Source organism: Streptomyces sp. NPDC050164 (assembly GCF_044459945.1).
Classification (GTDB): domain Bacteria; phylum Actinomycetota; class Actinomycetes; order Streptomycetales; family Streptomycetaceae; genus Streptomyces; species Streptomyces coeruleorubidus_A.
On record NZ_JBITJK010000004.1, the window covers coordinates 92,675 to 112,992 of the forward strand.

16 protein-coding genes, 1 tRNA gene, 1 other RNA gene and 1 pseudogene are annotated in these 20,318 nt (G+C 71.6%); 6 read left to right on the forward strand and 13 right to left on the reverse strand.

The genetic code is table 11. The features are described from left to right. Positions 1–36: 36 nt before the first annotated feature. From purD to ffs, 3 genes are all read right to left on the reverse strand, one after another. Positions 37–1,287, reverse strand: coding sequence for a phosphoribosylamine--glycine ligase (gene purD, locus ACIBNA_RS08265; protein WP_399164443.1), 1,251 nt, complete (start codon positions 1,285–1,287; stop codon positions 37–39). Between the two features lie 201 nt (positions 1,288–1,488). Next, on the reverse strand, positions 1,489–3,984 hold the full coding sequence (locus tag ACIBNA_RS08270; protein ID WP_399164444.1) for a DNA polymerase III subunit gamma and tau: 2,496 nt from the start codon (positions 3,982–3,984) through the stop codon (positions 1,489–1,491). Positions 3,985–4,038: 54 nt separating this feature from the next. Then, positions 4,039–4,137: signal recognition particle sRNA small type (gene ffs / locus ACIBNA_RS08275), an RNA gene on the reverse strand. A 72-nt stretch (positions 4,138–4,209) separates the two neighbouring features. On the opposite strand from ffs, the gene ACIBNA_RS08280 reads away from it, so the two are divergent. After that, a tRNA-Ser gene (locus ACIBNA_RS08280) sits at positions 4,210–4,297 on the forward strand. A gap of 161 nt (positions 4,298–4,458) precedes the next feature. Here ACIBNA_RS08280 and ACIBNA_RS08285 read toward each other — a convergent pair. From ACIBNA_RS08285 to ACIBNA_RS08315, 7 genes are all read right to left on the reverse strand, one after another. After that, the gene (locus tag ACIBNA_RS08285) at positions 4,459–5,010 is read right to left on the reverse strand and encodes a hypothetical protein (RefSeq protein WP_399164445.1); all 552 of its coding nucleotides are present in this window, start codon (positions 5,008–5,010) and stop codon (positions 4,459–4,461) included. 384 nt (positions 5,011–5,394) lie between these two features. Beyond that, positions 5,395–6,750, reverse strand: coding sequence for an ABC transporter substrate-binding protein (locus ACIBNA_RS08290; protein ID WP_399164446.1), 1,356 nt, complete (start codon positions 6,748–6,750; stop codon positions 5,395–5,397). Continuing rightward, positions 6,747–7,721, reverse strand: coding sequence for a hypothetical protein (locus ACIBNA_RS08295; protein WP_399164447.1), 975 nt, complete (start codon positions 7,719–7,721; stop codon positions 6,747–6,749). Before ACIBNA_RS08295 ends, ACIBNA_RS08290 begins: the two co-directional genes overlap by 4 nt. Next, on the reverse strand, positions 7,718–9,295 hold the full coding sequence (locus ACIBNA_RS08300; protein ID WP_399164448.1) for a VWA domain-containing protein: 1,578 nt from the start codon (positions 9,293–9,295) through the stop codon (positions 7,718–7,720). Before ACIBNA_RS08300 ends, ACIBNA_RS08295 begins: the two co-directional genes overlap by 4 nt. Before the next feature lie 66 nt (positions 9,296–9,361). Beyond that, on the reverse strand, positions 9,362–11,563 hold the full coding sequence (locus ACIBNA_RS08305; protein ID WP_399164449.1) for a tetratricopeptide repeat protein: 2,202 nt from the start codon (positions 11,561–11,563) through the stop codon (positions 9,362–9,364). Continuing rightward, on the reverse strand, positions 11,560–13,185 hold the full coding sequence (locus ACIBNA_RS08310; RefSeq protein ID WP_399164450.1) for a trypsin-like peptidase domain-containing protein: 1,626 nt from the start codon (positions 13,183–13,185) through the stop codon (positions 11,560–11,562). Before ACIBNA_RS08310 ends, ACIBNA_RS08305 begins: the two co-directional genes overlap by 4 nt. A 448-nt stretch (positions 13,186–13,633) precedes the next feature. Then, positions 13,634–14,065 carry an arsenate reductase ArsC gene (locus tag ACIBNA_RS08315; RefSeq protein ID WP_399164451.1) on the reverse strand — a complete coding sequence of 144 codons (432 nt, stop codon included), beginning with the start codon at positions 14,063–14,065 and terminating at the stop codon, positions 13,634–13,636. Between the two features lie 114 nt (positions 14,066–14,179). On the opposite strand from ACIBNA_RS08315, the gene ACIBNA_RS08320 reads away from it, so the two are divergent. The 3 genes and pseudogenes from ACIBNA_RS08320 to ACIBNA_RS08330 all read left to right on the forward strand — a co-directional run bounded on the left by ACIBNA_RS08320 (position 14,180) and on the right by ACIBNA_RS08330 (position 16,733). Next, positions 14,180–14,488, forward strand: a complete 309-nt coding sequence (locus tag ACIBNA_RS08320) for an ArsR/SmtB family transcription factor (RefSeq protein WP_399164452.1) — start codon at positions 14,180–14,182, stop codon at positions 14,486–14,488. Continuing rightward, positions 14,485–15,594, forward strand: a complete 1,110-nt coding sequence (gene arsB / locus ACIBNA_RS08325; RefSeq protein WP_399164453.1) for an ACR3 family arsenite efflux transporter — start codon at positions 14,485–14,487, stop codon at positions 15,592–15,594. Before ACIBNA_RS08320 ends, arsB begins: the two co-directional genes overlap by 4 nt. Before the next feature lie 106 nt (positions 15,595–15,700). Then, a pseudogene (locus ACIBNA_RS08330) lies at positions 15,701–16,733 on the forward strand (ArsO family NAD(P)H-dependent flavin-containing monooxygenase). A gap of 7 nt (positions 16,734–16,740) precedes the next feature. Here the strand turns inward: ACIBNA_RS08330 and ACIBNA_RS08335 are convergent. Then, positions 16,741–17,118 (reverse strand): ArsR/SmtB family transcription factor, encoded by a 378-nt coding sequence (locus ACIBNA_RS08335; RefSeq protein WP_399164454.1) that lies wholly within the window; start codon positions 17,116–17,118, stop codon positions 16,741–16,743. 145 nt (positions 17,119–17,263) lie between these two features. Between ACIBNA_RS08335 and ACIBNA_RS08340 the strand changes: the two genes are divergently transcribed. Further along, a complete protein-coding gene (locus tag ACIBNA_RS08340) occupies positions 17,264–18,637 on the forward strand; it encodes an FAD-dependent oxidoreductase (protein ID WP_399164709.1) in 1,374 nt (457 codons plus the stop codon). Positions 18,638–18,665: 28 nt separating this feature from the next. Then, positions 18,666–19,055 carry an ArsI/CadI family heavy metal resistance metalloenzyme gene (locus tag ACIBNA_RS08345; RefSeq protein ID WP_399164455.1) on the forward strand — a complete coding sequence of 130 codons (390 nt, stop codon included), beginning with the start codon at positions 18,666–18,668 and terminating at the stop codon, positions 19,053–19,055. Positions 19,056–19,086: 31 nt separating this feature from the next. Here the strand turns inward: ACIBNA_RS08345 and ACIBNA_RS08350 are convergent, their stop codons facing one another. After that, positions 19,087–19,809 (reverse strand): cation transporter, encoded by a 723-nt coding sequence (locus tag ACIBNA_RS08350; protein ID WP_399164456.1) that lies wholly within the window; start codon positions 19,807–19,809, stop codon positions 19,087–19,089. Continuing rightward, positions 19,800–20,135: a metalloregulator ArsR/SmtB family transcription factor gene (locus tag ACIBNA_RS08355; protein WP_356039571.1), complete on the reverse strand. Its 336-nt coding sequence runs from the start codon at positions 20,133–20,135 to the stop codon at positions 19,800–19,802. The genes ACIBNA_RS08350 and ACIBNA_RS08355 overlap by 10 nt, the downstream gene beginning before the upstream one ends. Positions 20,136–20,318: the final 183 nt, after the last annotated feature.

The following is a 20,318-nucleotide window of genomic DNA, read 5'->3' on the forward strand; positions in this document are numbered from 1 at the left end:
GGGCGGTTTCCCAGCCCGGTGGGGGCATGGGACCGGTTACGCGCCTGCCGCCTTCGCGGCGATGTCCGTGCGGTGCTGGGAACCGTCGAGCCGGATGCGGCCGACGGCCGTGTAGGCGCGGTCACGGGCCTCGGCGAGGTCCTTGCCGGTGGCCGTGACGGACAGGACGCGGCCGCCCGCGCTGACGATCGCGTCGCCGTCGCGCTTGGTGCCGGCGTGCAGCACGTACGCGTGCGGGGCGTCCTGGGCGGCGACCTCGTCGAGACCGGTGATCGGGTCGCCGGTGCGCGGGGTGCCGGGGTAGTTGTGCGAGGCGACGACCACCGTGACGGCCGCGTCCTCGCTCCAGCGCAGCGGCTCCAGGTGGGCGAGGTTGCCGGTGGCCGCTGCCATCAGGAGACCGGCCAGCGGCGTCTTCAGCCGGGCCAGGACGACCTGGGTCTCGGGGTCGCCGAAGCGGGCGTTGAACTCGATCACGCGGACGCCGCGGGAGGTGATCGCGAGTCCGGCGTAGAGCAGCCCGGAGAACGGCGTGCCGCGGCGCTTCATCTCGTCCACGGTCGGCTGGAGGACGGTCTGGAGCACCTCGTCGACCAGCTTCGGGTCGGCCCACGGCAGCGGGGAGTACGCGCCCATGCCGCCGGTGTTCGGGCCCTGGTCGCCGTCCAGCGCGCGCTTGAAGTCCTGGGCGGGCTGGAGCGGCACGACCGTCTCGCCGTCGGTGACGGCGAACAGGGAGACCTCGGGGCCGTCGAGGTACTCCTCGATGACCACGCGCTCGCAGGCGGCGGCATGGGCCCTGGCCGTGTCGAGGTCGTCGGTGACGACGACACCCTTGCCGGCGGCGAGCCCGTCGTCCTTGACGACGTACGGGGCGCCGAAAGCGTCGAGGGCCGCGTCGGCCTCCTCGGGGGTCGTGCAGACGTACGACCGTGCCGTGGGCACCTCGGCCGTCGCCATGACGTCCTTCGCGAAGGCCTTGGAGCCCTCGAGCCGGGCGGCCTGCCCGGACGGGCCGAAGACCGGGATGCCGGCCTCGCGGACGGCGTCGGCGACACCGGCGACCAGCGGCGCCTCCGGGCCGACGACCACGAGGTCCGCGCCGAGCTGCTTGGCCAGCGCGGTGACGGCCGTGCCGTCCAGGGCGTCGACCTGGTGCAGCTCGGCGACCTCGGCGATGCCGGCGTTGCCGGGGGCGCAGTGCAGCGCGGTGACGTCGGGGTCGTGGGACAGGGAGTGGCACAGGGCGTGTTCGCGGGCGCCGCTGCCGATGACGAGGACCTTCACGGGGGTCAGCCTAACGGGAGGCGGCGGGTTTCCTTTGTGCGGGCTTCCGAAGGGTGTGGGGATCTTGGGTTGGAGGTTCCTCCAGGTGGGGGTGTGCAGGGTCCCCTCGGGCAGGGTTGTCCGCTCGGGCAGGGTTGTCCGCCCGGGCAGGGTTGTCCGCCCGGGCAGGGCTTGTCTGCCGCTCAGGGCTTGCCCGGTCGATCAGGGCTCGTTCGAGAACTCCTCCACCACCGTCGCCCCCAGCTCCCGGACGATCAGCTCCTGGCCGGAGAGGGCCGACTCGTCGAGGTCGGGGTCGTCGTCCTCGGGGATGTCGTCCTCGACGGAGACCGAACGGGGCTCCGGGGCGGAGGGCTGGGGTACGGGGGCAGTGGGCGCGGGGGTCGGGGCGGAGCTGCGGGTGGGCGCGCTCGACTGCTGGGCGGGGGTGGACGGGGCCGCCGACTGGGACGTGGCAGGGCGCTGGGCGGTCGCCGTACCGCCGCTGCCGGGGCCGGGGCCGGTGTTGTATCCGCCGCCACCGCCGTAGCCACCGGCGCTGCCGCTGTGGCCGCCGGCGCTGCCGCTGTGGCCGCCGTGGCCACCTCCGAACCCGGAGGGGCCGCCCGGGGCCTGCGGCGCGGAGCCGCCGGAGGGGTCGACGATCGCCTCGATCTTCCACTGGACGTTGAACTGCTCGCCCAGCGCCTGCCGCAGCACGTCCTCACTGCCGCTGCTCAGGAAGTTGTCGCGCGCGCCGGCGTTGACGAAACCGAGCTGGAGGGTCGTGCCGTCGAAGCCGGTCACCTGGGCGTTCTGGCTGAGCAGGATCCAGGTGAAGCGACGGCGGTTCTTGACCGCTTCCAGGATGTTCGGCCAGAGCATGCGGGGGTCGAGACCGCCGGGCGCCGGGGCGGGGGCGGCCGGTGCCGGGGCCGAGGGTGCCGGTGGGGTGGTGGGCGGGGGCGCGCTCGGAGCGGGGGTGCTCGCTGCCGGGGGCATCGACGCGGGTGCGGGAGCGGGCGCGCCCGAGGCGGCCGTGGGCCAGCCGCCGGGGCGGCGGCCGCTGCCTGCGGAAGCCGCGGTGGGCCAGGCGCCGGGGGCGGGGGCGGAGGCGGCTGCGGGAGTGGAGGGAGCGGGAGCCTGAGCGGGCGGTGCCTGGGGTGGCTGCGCGGGCTGGGCCTGGGCAGGCTGGGCGTGCCGAGCGTGCCCGCCGTCGGCGGGGCCGGAGGGGGTTGTCGGGTCGGCGGGAGCGGGGTCGGCGGGAGCGGGCGTACCCGACACCGCCGGCTGCTGCGCGCCCTGACCCGCCGCAGCGGGGGCATGCGCATGCCCGCCCGCAGCCGCCGCATGACCGCCACTGCCACCGCCACCACCGGGACTCCCGGGGCTCCCGGCACCCGGCGCTCCGGAGGCACGGACCGCCGCCCGGGCCGCGGCCGGACCGCCACCCGGCGGAACGGCGGCGGCCGCCGGACCGGCCGCCGCTGCCCCATGCCCCTCGGGCCCGGGCGCGTACCCCATGGCGGGCATGCCGGCGGGGCCCTGGGAGGAGAAGTTCACGCCGCGCTCGATCCGGTCCAGGCGGGCCATGACGGACCGCTCGTCACCGTAGGCGGCGGGGAGCAGAACGCGTGCGCAGATCAGCTCCAGCTGGAGGCGGGGCGAGTTGGCGCCGCGCATCTCGGTCAACCCCTCGTTGACGAGGTCGGCGGCCCGGCTCAGCTCGGCGGCGCCGAAGGTGCCGGCCTGGGCCTGCATGCGCTCGATGACGTCGGCGGGGGCGTCGATGAGCCCCTTCTCGGCCGCGTCCGGGACGGCGGCGAGGATCACCAGGTCACGCAGCCGCTCCAGCAGGTCGGCGACGAACCGACGGGGATCGTTCCCGCCCTCGATCACACGGTCGACGACTTCGAAGGCCGCGGCCCCGTCACCCGTGGCGAAGGCCTCGACGACGGAGTCCAGGAGGGAGCCGTCGGTGTACCCGAGCAGGGAGGTCGCCATGGCATACGTCACACCGTCCGCGGCGGCGCCGGCCAGCAGCTGGTCCATGACGGACATGGAGTCACGCACGGACCCGCCACCGGCGCGCACGACGAGCGGCAGCACACCGTCCTCGACCGGGATGGCCTCCTTCTGGCACACCTCGGCGAGGTACTCCCGCAAGGTCCCGGGCGGGACGAGCCGGAACGGATAGTGGTGGGTCCGCGACCGGATGGTCCCGATGACCTTCTCGGGCTCGGTGGTCGCGAAGATGAACTTGAGATGCTCCGGCGGCTCCTCGACGACCTTCAGCAGCGCGTTGAAGCCGGCCGACGTGACCATGTGGGCCTCGTCGATGATGTAGATCTTGTACCGACTGCGCGCAGGTCCGAAGAAGGCCTTTTCGCGCAGGTCACGGGCGTCGTCCACGCCACCGTGGGAAGCGGCGTCGATCTCGATGACGTCGATGGAACCGGGTCCGTTGCGCGCGAGGTCCTGACACGACTGGCACTCACCGCACGGCGTGGGCGTAGGGCCCTGCTCGCAGTTCAGACACCGGGCCAGGATCCGCGCACTGGTCGTCTTGCCACAGCCGCGCGGCCCGCTGAACAGGTACGCGTGGTTGACCCGGTTGTTCCGCAGCGCCTGCTGCAACGGGTCGGTGACGTGCTGCTGCCCGATGACCTCGGCGAAGGTCTCCGGGCGATAGCGGCGGTACAGAGCGAGAGACGACACGCATACGAGGTTATAGGCGCCCACTGACAACGGACCCCGCCACAGGAAGCCCGGAACGCAAACGCCCCCCACGCACCCGCCAGAGCCAACCTACCCTTGCTGCCTTCCGGCCCTGGGGGAGTTCAGTCAGATAGCGCCGCGTGAGGGGCTGCGCCAAGGCTACCTGATGTCGGGGGCAGGGAACGAGTTCGCGAGCACTCCTCTCGGTCATGTAATGTTTCCGGCGGAGGATTCGCCTAGAGGCCTAGGGCGCACGCTTGGAAAGCGTGTTGGGGGCAACCCCTCACGAGTTCGAATCTCGTATCCTCCGCCAGTGCCTCACCGGGCACGATGTCGAAGGGCCCCACCGCTTGCGGTGGGGCCCTTCGGCTTGTCCGTCTCAGTTTCCGTCTCATTGGTTTTCGGGAGCTCCCACAGCGCGTCGCCGACCTGCTGCGCGACCTTGAGGGCTTGGGATCATCCATGCATCACAGATCACTGCCCTGTGATGCCCAAGCGTTCGGCGCCCCACGGTGAGAACGTCATGGGGCCGGCCCATCCCTGCTGGATCTGAGCTACCTGGGACGGCACCGGACTCACCGGGTATACATCCCTGCCTCGCGCCCAGTTCGCCAGCAACCCCAGCGTCGTATCGACCGACGAGACCACCATGGTGACCCTCGCCCCGCCCTTACCCCAGGTGTTCCACAGTGCCCAGCCCTCGGCGCGGGCTTCGACACCGAGGCGGGCACACGCCTCCTCGTAGGTCTCCTCCGTACCCGGAGGCAGAGAGGTCGGCCGGAGCACCACCACGCCCGCCAACCGCACCGGTGGACGGTCCTCCTCGGGCAAACAGCCGTCGCCGGGAAAGTGGTAGTGCCGGATCTCGCGTGCAAGTGCGTTTACCGCTCGCTGCAGCGGCGTGGCATCGTCCGGGTCTGGTGCGTAAGACAGGTGGCCCTCGGCGGACGCCGCAGCGGTCACCGCCCTGGCAAGCCGCTCGATCTCCCGCAGGTAATCCAGCTCAGAGAGTTCAGGTCGAGGCACGCGACGGAGTCTCGCACCCCAGGAAGCGCCGTCTCAGTTCCCGTCTCATTCAGCCCCGTTCACGGCCGTTCAGGCGGGACACGCAGTCGCCCCCTCACCGGCTGTCAGTCGGCCATGAACGCAGGCGAACGCCCCTGCACACCGCACCGCAGGCCACCAACACAGTTGGAAAGCGTGTTGGGGGCACCCCCTCACGAGTTCGAATCTCGTATCCTCCGCAGCCGCCTGAACAGGCGAAACGAGGACCCCGGCCGCTCAGCGGCCGGGTCCTCGGCATGCCTGGTCTCAGTTTTGATCTCATTTATTTCCGACGTTCAAGGCATTCCTCTCAGGCGAGGCGTCGGCAGCGCCACCCGCGGAGGCATGGCCGGCTGTCTGGAACATTCAGCCGCAGACCGAGGGCAGCCATGTTCCGTTCGCGTCGGCCACCTGGCTGCGCACGTGTTCCAGCCGTTTGAGCAAGGTGTCGAGTTCACCGGACGAGGAGAGATAGGTGTCGGGGGAGGAAATGAACGTCAGAACCGCGTGGTGGAAGGCGTCCCGCATGGGCGGGGGCATGGAGTCGGAGGCATCCAGACACCGGGTCCCGGTGCCGCGGAGGGTGGCGGCGATCCGGCTGGTCACCTGGTCGGCGGCATACGTGCTGGGCGGGACCTCCCGATTGGCGGACAGCGGACGCGGCAGGTCATCGGGGGTACTGACGGCCCACTCCCGCTGTGCCGGGGCAGAGGCGAGAAAGCGCATCAGCTCCTTTGCTTGTGCGGTGGCTCGGAACATCCCGGCGAAGTCCGCCGACACCTCCCATGCGGTCTGGTCGGTCCGGTCGGTCCCCTCGGGGATGAGGAAATGGGAGGAGGGCAGGTAGTCGGCCCGTGGCGCCGACGCCCCGTCCTCCGGCCGCTCGTAAAGGCCGCGGATGAAGGACCCCTGGTGGTCCAGCGCACAGCTGGACGGCTGCGCGAAGAGGCCCCGGGAGGCCGTCTCGAAGTCGGTGGTGAGGGCTTCGGCGAAGGCCTCGGAGCTCTCGCCGGTGAGGATCCGTCCCCAGGCCCGCCAGGCCTCCCGAACTTCGTCGGAGGTCCAGCTGCCAGGTTTGCCGGTCGCCCAGTCCGCATAGACGCGGGGGCCGGACCGCTGCAGCAGGATGTCCTCGATCCAGTCGGTTCCGGGCCACCCGGAGGTGGCGTCGTTGCCCATGCCCAAGCACCATGCCTCACCGTCGTCGGCCAGCCGGGTCAGCAGACCCTGCCGCGACGCGGGGTAGCGCTGGGCGTCGTACCAGACGGTGCTCTTGAGGTCGGCCTTGACCGGGACCCAGTAGACGTTGTCCTCGCCGTTCTCGCCTGTGAGCTCCAGCCGGGGGATCCACGGTTCGCCGTACTCGGCACGCCGCTCGCTGCCGATCACGGAGCCCAGCGGCAGCAGATCACCACGCGCCGCGTACTCCGCGAGTTCGCCGGGGCTCGGCAGGATCGCGATATCGGGCGGGGTGCCCGCCTGGACACCGGCCTGGAGCACCTCGCGCTGCGCGGTGGTGCCCTGGTAGTCGACACGGATGCCGGTGCGCTCGGTGAAGGTGTCCAGGACCTCACGGAACGCCTTCTCCTCGTCCCCGGTCCAGGAGGCCAGGACGGAGACGCTGCCCGGCGTGGCGGTGGTGCGGACCGCACCGACGACGACGGCGCCGAGAACGACGCCCAGGACCAGCACGAGAACGCTGAACGCGTGCGGGCGCCTCATCGCGACTCGTACCTGTACTCGGCGATACGCGGCTGGAGCCCCCGTACGATCAGGGCGGCGAGCAGCAGCCCGAGAACCGGGGTCCAGCCGGCCAGATCAGCCCGCCAACCGGTGTTCCGCATCTGTGTGCCGACCTCCTCGGCCGTGCTCTTGATGGTGTCGCCGACGGCCACCACCTCGGTCCGCGACGAGTCCGCCCGCTGCCAGGTGCTGACGGTCCGGGCGAGATGCTCCCGGCTGCGGTCCATGTCGGACTGGGTTTGTACGGTGAACACGGTCAGCGGCACCACCACGAGCGGTACGAGGGTGGCGCTCAGCAGCCAGGGATTGACGCGCCGCCGGAAGCGGCGCCGCACGAAGCGCTGGGTCTCGATGAGCAGCCCGGCCAGCGCGAGGAAGAGCCCTCCGGTCACGATCCAGCCCAGCCAGAGCGGCCAGTCGAACGCCGTCTGCCGGTCCAGCGTCCGGCGCTGCTCGGCCTGCAGCGCATCGAGCCGGGCCAGGATGCCGCTGTCCGGGCGGGTCAGCATGCGGTCGGCGTAGTAGAGGTAGGCGGTGCGCAGCCGGGAGTCGGCCCGCGACCGGCCGGCCTGCTCGATCCAGCCGGTGTAGGAGGTGATCAGCCCGACGACGGTCTGCAGAGCCCGGCGCCCCGACTCGCCCGCCACGTTGCTCTGAGCCGCCCGGGCCAGGCTGTTGTTGGCCACCGCGAGTTGGCTGCGGTACGCGCTGCCGGCGCCGACCAGCTCTCCCTGCTCGGTGCGCAGGCTGTCCCGGGCGGCGCTGTTGGCCAGCACCAGCGCGGTCTGGGCCGCGGTCACATCGAGCACGGCGGGGGCGGTGTCGGTACGCAGCGGCGCTGAGCTGCGGTGTACCCCCGCGTACGACATGACCAGGGCGCTGACGGCTGTGACTGTGAGCGCCAGCAGCACTGTCAGGCGGCGGGTCAGGGAGCGCCGGGTGCCGCTCATACGGTCCCTCCCTCCACGGCGCCGTCGTCCTGCCCGTCGGGCTCTGCCACGGGCCGCTGGCATTTGATGCAGAAGCGCGCGTCCGGGGGCAGCAGCGCGTCGCAGTCGGGATTCAGGCAGGAGCGCAGTTGGGCCGGTCCGTCGGGGCGGGGTGCGTCGGCTGCCGGGAGAGGATCGAACCGCTCGGGCGGTGTGCCGGTCCGCGGACCGGGCGGGGGTGCGTGCTCGGCCTGCGGCCGGGGCTCGGAGTCCAGGCCGGGTGTGATGGTGGTGTGGCTGCTCACCATCAACAACCGCCCCATCCGGACCCCGTCGACCGGCTTCCTGAGGCGCACCAGGCCCGCCGCCGGGTCGGTGATGTCGAGCAGGTCCGCCAGCCGGCTCAACAACGACTGGTCGCCCAGCTGATGGGCGAGCCGGACGGCCTCGGAGAGCCGGACCTCGGTGGTGGTGAGATCGCCGCCTTCGTAGGCGTCGTAGGCCCGGGAGATCGCCTGGCCCAGCTTGGTGTAGAGGGTGAGGTGCGTCAGGGCGGGGTGCAGTTCGGTGGACGGCCTGGAGTCCTCGGTCCAGTGGACCAGGACGGGGACCGGGTCGGGCGGTGGGATCGTCGCTGATTCGACGAGCACCTGGACGTAGCCGAGCTGGAGATCCTCGTAGCGCGGCGCGCCGTCGGGGTCGGCCTTCAGACAGAGGTGGTACTGGCGAGTCTCGTTGCCCCAGGCACTGGTCGGAAACTCCACCGTCCGTAAGCCCGTCTGCCGACCGGTGTCGGTGAGGTCGAGCTCGGTGGGGAACATCTGCTTGAAGAACCGGATACCGCTGCTGGGCAGGAAGTTCACCCGAATCCGGAGATCGGCAACGGCACGCCCCATGGAGGCGCGCACCATCGCCTCGAACTCGGCGGTCAGATCCGAGTCCTTCAGCACCGCGTCCGCGGTGCCGTGCAGCCGGGTGACGATCCGGGTCAGCTCCCGGGCGTCCCAGTCCTGGCCGATGCCTCTGGCGTCGCAGGTGTAGAGCCCCTCGCCGCGGGCGAGTTCTTCTTCCAGGACCTGCGGCGGACCATTGTGCTGGCCGTCAGTCAGCATGATGGCGTGGCGGATCTGCGCGGAACAGTCCTCCAGCAGTCTGCGGGTCTGGATGAGCCAGGCCCCCATATCGGTGCCGCCGCTCGCATGCAGGTGGCGGGCACGGTCGATGGCCTCGGCACGGGTGCGGGCATCGGCCACCGCCAGGGCCTGCCTGGGCGGATAGACCATCTGGGCCCTTTCGGTGCCCTGGACGATCCCGAACAGAGTGCCGTCGCGCAGCGCGCTCACGGCCGCGACCGTCGCCTCGCGGGCCGCCCGCATCTTCGTCATGGGATAGCCCATCGAACTCGAGCAGTCGACGACGATGACCTCCGCGGCCATCGGCCTCGCCGTGGGCGCGGCGGCGTCGAGCCCCTGCGTGCGGACGGTGAGAACGGCGTGCATCCCGTCCCCGGCGGAGCCGATCGACAGTTCCATGCCCTGGCTCGCGGTCAGGGTAATGGCAGGGCCGGAGTGCGGACCGTCCGGTGTCTCAGCCATCGGCTCTCCTCACGCCTTTCGGTCGCCGTCGCGGGGGCACCGCGAGGGTTGCTCAGCGTCAACGGGTCATCTCAGCGTCAGCGGTCGTACCTGGTTGGCGCGGTCGATCAACGCCTCGTGCTCGTCCCGGGTGGAGGCCTGCCGGGCGAGGTCCCGGAAGGACCGTTCCAGCAGTTCCCTGAGGCTCGTCTCGTCCAGCGGGCTGCCCAGCAGCGGTCCGCCGTCGAGACCGGCCAGGGGCCCGGCTGTGCCCGCCCAGTGCAGGGCGGACTCTCTGATCTCGGCGGTCAGCCGCACGCGTTCCTCGCCGTCCGGCCGGCCGCCGTCCAGCCTCAGGCCTGGGAACCCGTCCAGCGCCCGGCGGACGTCCTCGACAGAGGGCGGCCGGCCCGCGAGCCAGCCCGCGCTGATCCGGAAGGCGGCGAGCCGGGCGGCGTCACGGTACGGCGAGAAGTCCGGTACCAGGCTGAGGACCTGAACGGCGCCTGCGCGGTCCTGCCGGGCGAGGTGGATGCGGGCCAGGCCGAAGGCGGCGCTGCCCTCGGAGTGGTCGCGCTGCCATACCGCCTGGTAGAAGCGTTCGGCGAGGGCCGTGTCGCGGCGCCGCTCGGCGCAGTAGCCCAGGGCGAGTTTGGGCGCGGGCTCACCCGGCAGCGCACTGTAGACAGCGTCGAACCAGTCCGCGGCGCGGGTCCTGTCGTCCGGTTCGAGTCCGAGCGCCTTGTGCACCGGGCTCTTCCCGTCCTGCGGGTCCCCGTGGGCGAGCAGCAGCAGGCCACAGCGCCAGGCGATCCGCCAGTCGTACCGGGCCGCGCCGCGCAGCAGCTGGTACGCGCGTCGGAGTGATGCCGTGGCCGCGTCCAGTGCGCCGCGTGCCAAGGACGCGTCGTGGTTCTGCAGCTCCCGGGCGGCGGCCGGGGCGTCGGTGTGCGGGACCGGTACCGGCAGGCCGGCCGCCACTTGAGCGGGGGACGGCAGACCGAGGTCCAGTGGTGGTGCGCCGTCGGCGGGGCGCAGCCAGTGCCGCAACGGCGGGACGGATCCCAGGCCCGCGTCGAGCAGGGTCGCGTTCGGGGAGAAGACAGCGGACTGCGCGATCTGCTGCTCGCCGGTGGAAAGGGCGCGGATCTCCCGCAGTACGCCCCGCAGTTGCAGCGACATCTCGGCGGCGGATGAGAAACGGGCCTGCTGGTGGGGCGAAACCGACCGCTCGATCAGCCGTACGAAGGATTCCTCGCCGGGGCTGGGAGCGGCGGAGGCCGCCAGCTCCTGGAGCGTCCTGCCCACGGTGTACAGATCGGAAAGCACCGAGAACCCGGAGGCCAGCTCCTCCCGTGGCAGATAGCGTTCGGTGTGGACCCGGGGGGACTCGTGGTCGTCGATCCGCCGTACCGCCCCCAGGTCGATGATCTTGATCCGGCCCCCGTGGTGTATCACGTTGTCCGGCTTCATGTCGCAGTAGAGCAGTCCCCGGCCGTGCAGATACTCCAGCGCGTCGAGGATCCGGCAGCCGTAGGCGGCCACATGGTCCAGCCTCAGCGGTCCGCCGAGCACCTGCTGCTGTGCCTCGCGGTCGAGCAGTTCGCGAAGCGGGCGGCCGACCACGAACTCCATCACGATGTAGCCGGTGGCCTTCCAGGTGACGAAGTTGATGATGCGGACGACGTCGGGGTGGTCCAGGGCGACCAGGAAGCGGCGCTCCGCCTCGGCGACGCTCAACGCGGTGGAGTCATTGGCGTTGATCAGCCCCTTGAGCGCGACATGGTGGCCTTCGAGCTGGGTGTCACGGGCCAGATAGATCCAGCCGAGGCCGCCGTGTGCCACGCAACCGACCACCTCGTACTGGTCGTTGAGCAGTTCGCCGGGGCGGAGTTGCGGTACGAACGAGTAAGGGTGGCCGCAGCGGTGGCAGTAGCCGCTGGGCTCGGCGGGCTGACCGCCGTATCCGACGCCGACGACGGCCGGACAGCCGTCCTTGCCGCAGACCCGGCCGCCTCTGGGCGGCTTGGGATCCGGGACGACCAGGTCGGACGGGTCCGGCACGGCGACGGTCGGCAGGGAGATCAGGCCGTCACCGGTGGCTGAGGCGGCCGAGGAGTACGCGGAGTTCGGGACCGCCGGGACCGGCGGGGCGACCGGGATCGCCACGGTCGCGCCCGGCGCCGCGGTCCCGGCGGGGCGGCCGGAAGCCGGACGGTGGCCGCACTCGTCGCAGAAGCCGGTGGGGGCGATGGTGCCCCGGCAGCCGGGGCGGTCGCAAGCCGTCACGAAGTGACCTCCCGGGTTTCCGGCCGGGCCGACAGCAGCCGTACCGCGGCCAGATAGCACTCGACGGCCTGCTCGGCGGCGGGCAGATCACAGGGCGCCCGCCACAGCAGGTCGTACGCCCGGCGGTAGTGACCGGCCAGCTCGACGTCCTCGGCGGCGCCTGAGTCACGCAGCGCTGTCCGGGAGGCCTCCAGCCGTCCGCGCAGCACATCCCGGCGGGCGAGTGCCGTGTCCAGCCGGGTGATCGCCCGGTCGATACGGGAGCGAGCCTTGCCGACGTCCTTCAGGTACCTGTCAAGATCACGCTCGAGCCTCGTCAGACCGGTCGGTGCGCCGCTCGGCTGCCGGGCGGAGAGGTGCTCCTGCAGGGCGAGCACCCGGGCCACGGCGCGTTCCGCCTGCTCCTCCTCGGCGACGATCCGGGGCAGCCGGTCGGCCAGCTGCCGCCCCCGGTCGGCGGCCTCGGCGAGTCGGCGGGTGAGCAGCCCCAGCCGGTAGCGGAAGGTCAGCTCCGCCCCGACCCGGCGCAGTCTCTCCTCGCCGGCCGTGTGGAAGACCAGCAGCAGCCGGCTGCCCCGCTCTGCGAGGAGTGCGAGCAGTTCCAGCAGCCCTGAGGGGTCGGGGGCCCGGTCCACGCCGTCCACCACGATGGTGAGCGGCAACGTGCTCTCCCGGATGGGCTCCATGAAGGAGCGGTCGGGCCGGGTGCGCAGCCCCATCCGCTCGCAGACCCGCTGGGCGACCTCCGCCGTGGTGCGACGGGTGACATCGACGGCGAGATCGAGCGAGCCGACCGTCGGAACGGTGCCGGGTGGAGCGCTGGACATCAGGTCGTCCCCATCGCCCGGGGACAGCTCCCGGTCGGCAAGCGTGACCGCCCGCCGCAGGGCCGCCGCGCGGGCACTGTCCTCCGGTGCGACCCGGCAGGTCTCCACCGGTTCGGTCTCACCACCCTCGAGCCAGCGGGCCAGCCGCTCGGCGAAGGGCACGTCTCCGATCCGGTCCACAGCCTGCGAGACGAACGTGTCGTCCACCGCCGACTCACCGAGCACCCACTCGCGGACCTGGGGCAGGTGGCGCATCACCGTCTCAGTGGGGATCATGAAGGACAGCCGCAGACCGTCCCGGTCGGTGTACCGGCTGACCACGATGCCGATGACATGGCCGGTCTCCTCGTCGATGACCGCCGCGCCGCTGAAGCCGGGACGGGCTACCTCGCCCGGCGCCTCCGGGTACATCTGCACCCGTCCGTCCCGCCCGCACAGCCCCGCCAGCCGTGCCCGGAACCACACCCCGTGTTCGAGGCCCTCCGGGAAGCCGTACATACGGACCGCTCGGTTCCAGGTCGGCGGCAGCCGGTGGAGAACGGCCGAGTCGGCCTGGTGCGGGTGCTCCAGCCGCAGCAGCGCCACATCACCGCTCGGGTCGCCCCGGCCTCCGCTCTCCGGAATCCATGCCCGGGGATCCGCCCGTGCGGGAACCGGCGCGGCTCCTGGCATCCCCACCAAGTCCACCAGGACCGGCCGGTCGACCGGGACGACATGGGCACAGGTGAGCACCGCATCCGGGCCGAGCAGCACTCCGGCCCCCAGGATCTCCCCGTCACCGCTCCGGATACGCACACGCCAACTCTCATGTGCTGCACGGGAATTGACGAGGACTCTGTTTCCCTCCCCCATACCACTGAAGGATACAGACGCCCTACGCGGCCCCCTAGACTTCTGCCTGCCAAAGATTGCGGGTGGTGGCACGACGCGGCAGGCGAGTGGCCAACGCGGAGCTCGGCGGCGACGCGGCCCGGGACACACCACCCACCGAGTCCAGATGAGCTCGGACCCGAGCACGACGGCGGCACCCTCAGGGTGGGTCGTCGGCCAATGGGCCTGGAGAGACTGGTTCCGGAGTCGATCGCCGTCAGGGCCTTCCTCTCACGCCGAGCGGCGCAGTCTCTTCATCAACGCCGAATACGCAGTCGCTTCAGGCCGCGCGCTACCGCGGCTTCACCGGGGTGGTCGACCGACGGGACAGCACCCGCCCGAGCTGGCTGGAGACCTCGCGACGTGTGTGGTCTCAGTTGCCGCGATGGGGCCGGGGCTTGGCGTCGATCTCGGCGATCAGGGCCTCGATGCGGGTCCTGATCTCGTCGCGGATGGGGCGGACGGCCTCGACGCCCTTGCCCGCCGGGTCCTCCAGGGCCCAGTCGAGGTACTTCTTGCCGGGGAAGACCGGGCAGGCGTCGCCGCAGCCCATCGTGATGACGTAGTCGGACGCCTGGACGGCCTCGGTGGTGAGGATCTTCGGCTTCGCGTCGGCGATGTCGATGCCGACTTCGCTCATGGCCTCGACCGCGGAGGGGTTGACCTGGTCGCCCGGGACGGAGCCGGCGGAGCGGACCTCGATCCGGTCGCCCGCGAGGTGGTCGAGGAAACCGGCAGCCATCTGCGAACGCCCGGCGTTGTGCACGCAGACGAACAGTACGGAGGCGAGCGGGCTGGAGGACATCGGTTCTTCCTTCGTCAGCGATTCTTGCAGGTCGTGCGGGTTGCGGAACCACGCCTCCGCCCGCACATCAGCCCCAGCTGGCATCAGCTCGGACTGATGTGACAGTATCAGCCCATGATGACGTCAGTCGACACTGATCTGATCCGGGTTCTGGCCGACCCGCTCAGGCTCCGGATCGTGACCCTGCTGGCCAAAGAGACGCTGTGCACCACCCACCTGGTGGAGGAGACCGGCGCCCGGCAGACCAACCTCTCCAACCACCTGAGGGTGCTGCGCGAGGCCGGGGTGGTCGAGACGGAGCCGTGCGGCCGGTACACGTACTACAGGCTGCGCCCCGACGTCATCGCCCAGCTCGCCGGCCAGTTCGCCGACCTGGCCGAGTCCGCACGCACCGCCGCCGACAACAAGAGGGCCTGCCCGTGACCCGCACCGAAGCATCCGCGACCGCCGAGGAGTCCTCGGTCGTCGCGAAGCTCTCGACGCTCGACCGTTTCCTCGCCGTGTGGATCCTGCTCGCCATGGCCGTCGGCCTGGGCCTGGGCCGCGTGATCCCCGGCCTCAACGACGCCCTCGCGAAGGTCGAGATCGGCGGCATCTCCCTGCCGATCGCCGTCGGCCTGCTGATCATGATGTACCCGGTGCTGGCCAAGGTCCGCTACGACAAGCTCGACGCCGTCACCGGCGACAAGAGGCTCATGGTCTCGTCGCTGGTCATCAACTGGCTCGTCGGCCCGGCGGTCATGTTCGCGCTGGCCTGGATCTTCCTGCCGGACCTGCCCGAGTACCGCACCGGCCTGATCATCGTCGGTCTCGCCCGCTGCATCGCGATGGTCATCATCTGGAACGACCTCGCCTGCGGCGACCGCGAAGCGGCAGCGGTCCTGGTCGCACTGAACTCGGTCTTCCAGGTCCTGGCGTTCGGCCTGCTCGGCTGGTTCTATCTCGACCTGCTGCCGGGCTGGCTGAACCTCGGCGACGGCGAGCACCTGGACATCTCCATGTGGAAGATCGCCCTGAACGTCGTCATCTTCCTCGGTATCCCGCTGCTGGCCGGCTTCCTCACCCGCCGCATCGGCGAGCAGAAGCTGGGCCGCGAGACGTACGAGTCCGGATTCCTTCCGAAGATCGGCCCGTGGGCGCTGTACGGCCTCCTCTTCACGATCGTCATCCTCTTCGCCCTCCAGGGGAAGACCATCACCTCGCAGCCGCTGGACGTGGCCCGCATCGCGTTGCCGCTGCTGGTGTACTTCGCGGTGATGTGGTTCGGCACCTTCGCGCTCGGCAAGGTCATCGGCCTCGCCTACGACCGCACCGCGACCCTCGCCTTCACCGCGGCCGGCAACAACTTCGAGCTGGCCATCGCGGTCGCCATCGCCACCTTCGGCGTGACGTCCGGTCAGGCGCTGTCGGGCGTGGTCGGGCCACTGATCGAGGTGCCGGTCCTGGTCGCGCTGGTGTACGTCTCCCTGGCCTGGCGGCGGAAGTTCACCGCCGGTCGGCAACTGCCGGCAGCGCCGCAGGAGAGCTGATGCGCTGTCTGGACCGCACCGGCGGCGCCCGGTGCAAAGCCGCCGTCTGCGCCGTCCACGCCGGCCTGGTGCGGACCTCGTGACGGCCGCCCGGCACACGCAGGTGATGATCGTCGGCGGTGGCCAGGCCGGGCTCGCCGCCGGCTATCACCTGCGCCGCCTCGGGGTGGACTTCGTCATCGTCGACGCCCAGGCCGAGCCGGGCGGCGCATGGCAACACGCCTGGGACTCGCTGCACCTGTTCTCCCCCGCCGCCTTCTCGTCCCTGCCCGGGCGGCTGATGCCGCCGCAGCCGGGCGAGGAGTATCCGGATGCCGAGCACGTGGTGGCGTATCTGCGCGAGTACGAGAAGCGTTACGAGCTGCCGGTGGAGCGACCGGTGCGGGTGCTGGGCGTGCACCGGGACGGCGGGCTCCTGCGCGTGGAGACGGACTCGGGAACCTGGCACGCCCGAGTGGTGATCAGCGCGACCGGCACCTGGTGGCGGCCCTTCCTCCCCGCCGTGCCCGGGCGCTCGGCCTTCCAGGGCCGCCAGCTGCACACCGTCGAATACCGGCGGCCAGAGGACTTCACCGGCCGCCGGGTGATCGTGGTCGGCGGTGGCAACTCCGGTGCCCAGATCGCCGCCGACCTCGCCTACGACACCCAGCTGACCTGGGTCACCCAGCGCCCGCCCCGCTTCCTGGCCGACGACATCGACGGCCGGGCCCTGTTCGACGCGGCCACCGCCCGCCGTCGCGCCCTCGACGAGGGACGTACCGACACCGGCGGCGTCGCCTCGCTCGGGGACATCGTCGCCGTACCGCCCGTGCGCGAGGCCCGGGACCGCGGTCTGCTCAAGGCCAGCCCGATGTTCTCCCACCTCACCCGCGACGGCGTCGAGTGGGCCGACGGCACCCGCGCCGAGGCCGACGCGATCATCTGGTGCACCGGCTTCCGGCCGGCCCTGTCCCACCTCGCCCCGCTGCAGCTTCGGGGACGCCGCGGCCGCATCGCCGTAGAGGGCACGCGCGCGGTGGACGAGCCGCGCCTGCACCTGCTGGGCTACGGCGACTGGACCGGCCCCGCCTCCGCCACGCTTATCGGTCGGACGGCCTGCCCGGGACGCAGCCCGGGAGATCGCCGGCCTGCTCGCGTAGTTCGCGGTCAGCTCGCGGCCGACGGGCCGGTCAGCAGCTTGCCCATCGCGGCCAGCACGGACGGCTCGACGCGGTAGTAGACCCAGGTGCCGCGCCGCTCGGAGGTCAGCAGCCCGGCCTCCTTCAGTTTCTTCAGGTGGTGGGAGACGGTCGGCTGCGAGACGCCGACATCGGAGATGTCGCACACGCACGCCTCGCCGCCTTGGTGCGAGGCCACCGCCGAGAACAGCCGCAGCCGCACCGGGTCCCCCAGGGCCTTGAACATCCGCGCGGCCGTTTCGGCCTCCTCCGCGGTGAACGGACGTTCGGTGAGGGGCGGGCAGCACGGTGCCACGGTCTCGGGGACCTCGGCTTCCAGTAGCGGCAGCACCTTCGCATTCGACATACATCTATGTTGACATACATCGAACCAAAGCCCCGGTCATGGTCCATGATTCGATGAATGTCTATGTTGACGGTCGTCGAAGCAGGTGCCATGCTGACAAGGCAAGCCATCGACAAATGTCGAAGCAAAGGGGAACCTCGTGGCCGTGTCGATCAACAGCGTGCCCACCACCGACCAGCTGCCCGTCGTGGTCATCGGAGCCGGCCCGGTCGGCCTGGCCGCCGCGGCCCATCTCGTCGAGCGCGGCCTTGAACCGCTGGTCCTGGAAGCCGGGCCGTCGGCCGGCACAGCCGTACGCGGCTGGGCGCACGTGCGGCTGTTCTCGCCCTGGTCGGAGGTCACCGACCCGGCCGCGGAGAAGCTCCTCGCCCCGACCGGCTGGACCCGCCCGGACGGCTCCGCGTACCCCACCGGCGGCGACTGGGCCGAGAAGTACCTCCAGCCCCTCGCCGACGTCCTCGGCGACAAGGTCCGTTACGGCGCCACGGTGACCGGCGTCGCCCGCGTCGGCCGTGACCGGATCGTCGACTCCGGCCGCGACGAGCAGCCCTTCGCCGTGCACATCCTGTGGGCCGACGGCCGTGAGGAACGGATCGGCGCCCGCGCGGTCGTCGACGCCTCGGGCACATGGTCCACCCCCGGCCCGCTGGGCGCCGACGGTCTGCCCGCCCTCGGCGAGAAGGCCGCCGCCGGACGCGTCTCCTACCGCGTCCCCGACCTGGGCGACCCGGCCGTCCGCGCCCGGTACGCGGGCAAGCGCACCGCCGTGGTCGGCTCCGGCGCCTCCGCCTTCACCGCCCTCGCCCACCTCGCCGACCTGGCTCAGGACGAGCCGGGCACGCACGCGGTGTGGATCCTGCGCCGCGGTATCACCGGCTCGACGTTCGGCGGCGGCGAGGCCGACCAACTGCCCGCTCGCGGCGCCCTCGGCCTGCGGGCCAAGGCCGCGGTGGAGGAAGGCCGCGCGAGTGCGGTCACCGGGTTCCGTACGCGGGCCGTCGAGCCGGACGACGACCGGCTGGTCCTGGTCGCCGAGGACGGGCGCCGCCTCGACCCGGTCGACGAGGTCATCGTCCTGACCGGTTTCCGCCCGGACCTGTCCTTCCTCTCCGAGATCCGACTCGGCCTCGACGAACGCCTCCAGGCCCCGACCGCGCTCGCCCCGCTCATCGACCCCAACGTCCACTCCTGCGGCACCGTCTACCCGCACGGCGTGAACGAGCTCTCCCACCCGGAGCAGGGCGTCTACCTGGTCGGCATGAAGTCCTACGGCCGCGCGCCCACGTTCCTCGCGATGACCGGCTACGAGCAGGTCCGTTCCGTCACCGCCGCGATCGCCGGAGACCGCGAGGCCGCCGAGCGCGTCGAGCTGACCCTGCCGGAGACCGGTGTGTGCGGCGGGGCCGGCCTGTTCGACGAGCCCGACGCCGCCCCGGCCGAGGGCGGAGGCTGCTGCGCCACCCCGGCCACCTTGCAGATCGGCAACGGCGCCCCCGCCACCGCCTCCGGTGGCTGCTGAACTCCCCACCCATTCCAGGAGGTTCGCCATGACGTCCCGCGTACAGCTCGCCCTCCGCGTCCCCGACCTCGCCGAGTCCGTGGCCTTCTACACGAGGCTCTTCGGCACCGAGCCCGCCAAACTCCGCGACGGCTACGCCAACTTCGCCATCGCCGAGCCCCCGCTGAAGCTCGTGCTCATCGAAGGCACCGCAGGCGAGGCGACCCGCATGGACCACCTCGGCGTCGAGGTCGATACGACCGAGGCCGTGCACGCCGCCACCGCCCGCCTGGCCGAGGCGGGCCTGGTCACCGACGTGGAGAACGACACCACCTGTTGCTACGCCCTCCAGGACAAGGTCTGGGTCCACGGCCCCGGCCGGGAACCCTGGGAGGTGTACGTCGTCAAGGCCGACGCCGACTCCCTGGCCAAGCAGTAGGACGACACGAGCGAGGCGCTTGTGCGGAGGGTCAGTCGCAGCAATCGCAGCCTGGGCGGCAGCCGCACGCGTCGTCCGCGTCTGCACGGACGGCGGGGGCCGCAGTGACCGAGGGTGCACAACAGCCCTTGCCCTGCCAGGCGTCGCGGCCTTCCTTGACGGCGATGGCCGCGATGACGAGGGCGGCGATGGGGTCGGCCCAGGACCAGCCGAGGGTGGCGTTGAGGACCAGACCGACCAGGAGCACGGCCGAGAGGTACGTGCACAGCAGGGTCTGCTTGGAGTCGGCGACCGCGCTGGCGGAGCCCAGTTCACGGCCCGCGCGGCGTTGGGCCGCTGACAGGAACGGCATGACCGCTAGGGAGAGGGCGGCCAGCACGATGCCTGGAACGGAGCGCTCCGCCTCTCCCGTGCCGGTCAGCGCACGGACGGCGTCGACGGTGACGTAGGCGGCGAGCGCGAAGAACGACAGCGCGATGATCCGCAGGGTCGTCTTCTCCCTCGCCTCGCGCAGGGTGTGCTCACGGGCGGAGAACTGCCAGGCCACGGCAGCGGCGGAGGAGACCTCGACGACCGAGTCCAGGCCGAAGCCGATCAGGGCGGTCGAGGAGGCGAGAGTGCCGGCGGTGATGGCGACGATCGCCTCGATGACGTTGTAGGTGATCGTCGCCGCGACCAGCAGACGTACCCGACGGGCGAGCAGGTCCCGGCGGGCCGGGGAGCGGTCGAGGGATATCGCGGTCATCAGCAGCATCCCTTGTCGTCGGCCTCCGCACAGGTGCGGTCGGTCTCTACGGCCACCACGGCCGCACGCAGGTCGTCCAGCGCGTGACCGAGGCGCTCGTCGGCCAGTTCGTAGCGGGTGCGGCGGCCGTCGGGCACGGTGACGACCAGCCCGCAGTCGCGCAGGCACGCGAGGTGGTTGGAGAGCCGGGTGCGGGAGACGCCGAGGGTGTCGGCGAGATCGGCGGGATAGGCCGGGGCCTCGCGCAGCGCGAGCAGGATGCGGCAGCGGATCGGGTCGGCGAGGGCGCGGCCGAAGCGGGCCAGCACTTCGATGTCGGGGGCAACAGTCAGCACAACGCGACAGTACATGGTTTCCTGAATTCAGGAAACCATGGATCGTGATCAGAGGACGGATCCAGCCGCGGGGGGGGGGGGGCGGGGGGGGGCGGGGCCCCCCCCCCCCCCCCCGCGGGGGGGGGGGGGGCCCGCGGGGGGGGGGGGGGGGGGGGGGGGGGGGGGGGGGGGGGGGGCCCGGCG

Bases quoted from the DNA above. Each gene is read 5' to 3' on its own strand.
- ACIBNA_RS08300 (WP_399164448.1), bottom strand. From the start codon at position 9,295: ATGGCTGAGACACCGGACGGTCCGCACTCCGGCCCTGCCATTACCCTG.
- ACIBNA_RS08315 (WP_399164451.1), bottom strand. From the start codon at position 14,065: ATGTCCTCCAGCCCGCTCGCCTCCGTACTGTTCGTCTGCGTGCACAAC.
- ACIBNA_RS08320 (WP_399164452.1), top strand. From the start codon at position 14,180: ATGATGACGTCAGTCGACACTGATCTGATCCGGGTTCTGGCCGACCCG.
- ACIBNA_RS08335 (WP_399164454.1), bottom strand. From the start codon at position 17,118: ATGTCGAATGCGAAGGTGCTGCCGCTACTGGAAGCCGAGGTCCCCGAG.
- ACIBNA_RS08345 (WP_399164455.1), top strand. From the start codon at position 18,666: ATGACGTCCCGCGTACAGCTCGCCCTCCGCGTCCCCGACCTCGCCGAG.
- ACIBNA_RS08295 (WP_399164447.1), bottom strand. From the start codon at position 7,721: ATGAGCGGCACCCGGCGCTCCCTGACCCGCCGCCTGACAGTGCTGCTG.
- ACIBNA_RS08350 (WP_399164456.1), bottom strand. From the start codon at position 19,809: ATGCTGCTGATGACCGCGATATCCCTCGACCGCTCCCCGGCCCGCCGG.
- ACIBNA_RS08290 (WP_399164446.1), bottom strand. From the start codon at position 6,750: ATGAGGCGCCCGCACGCGTTCAGCGTTCTCGTGCTGGTCCTGGGCGTC.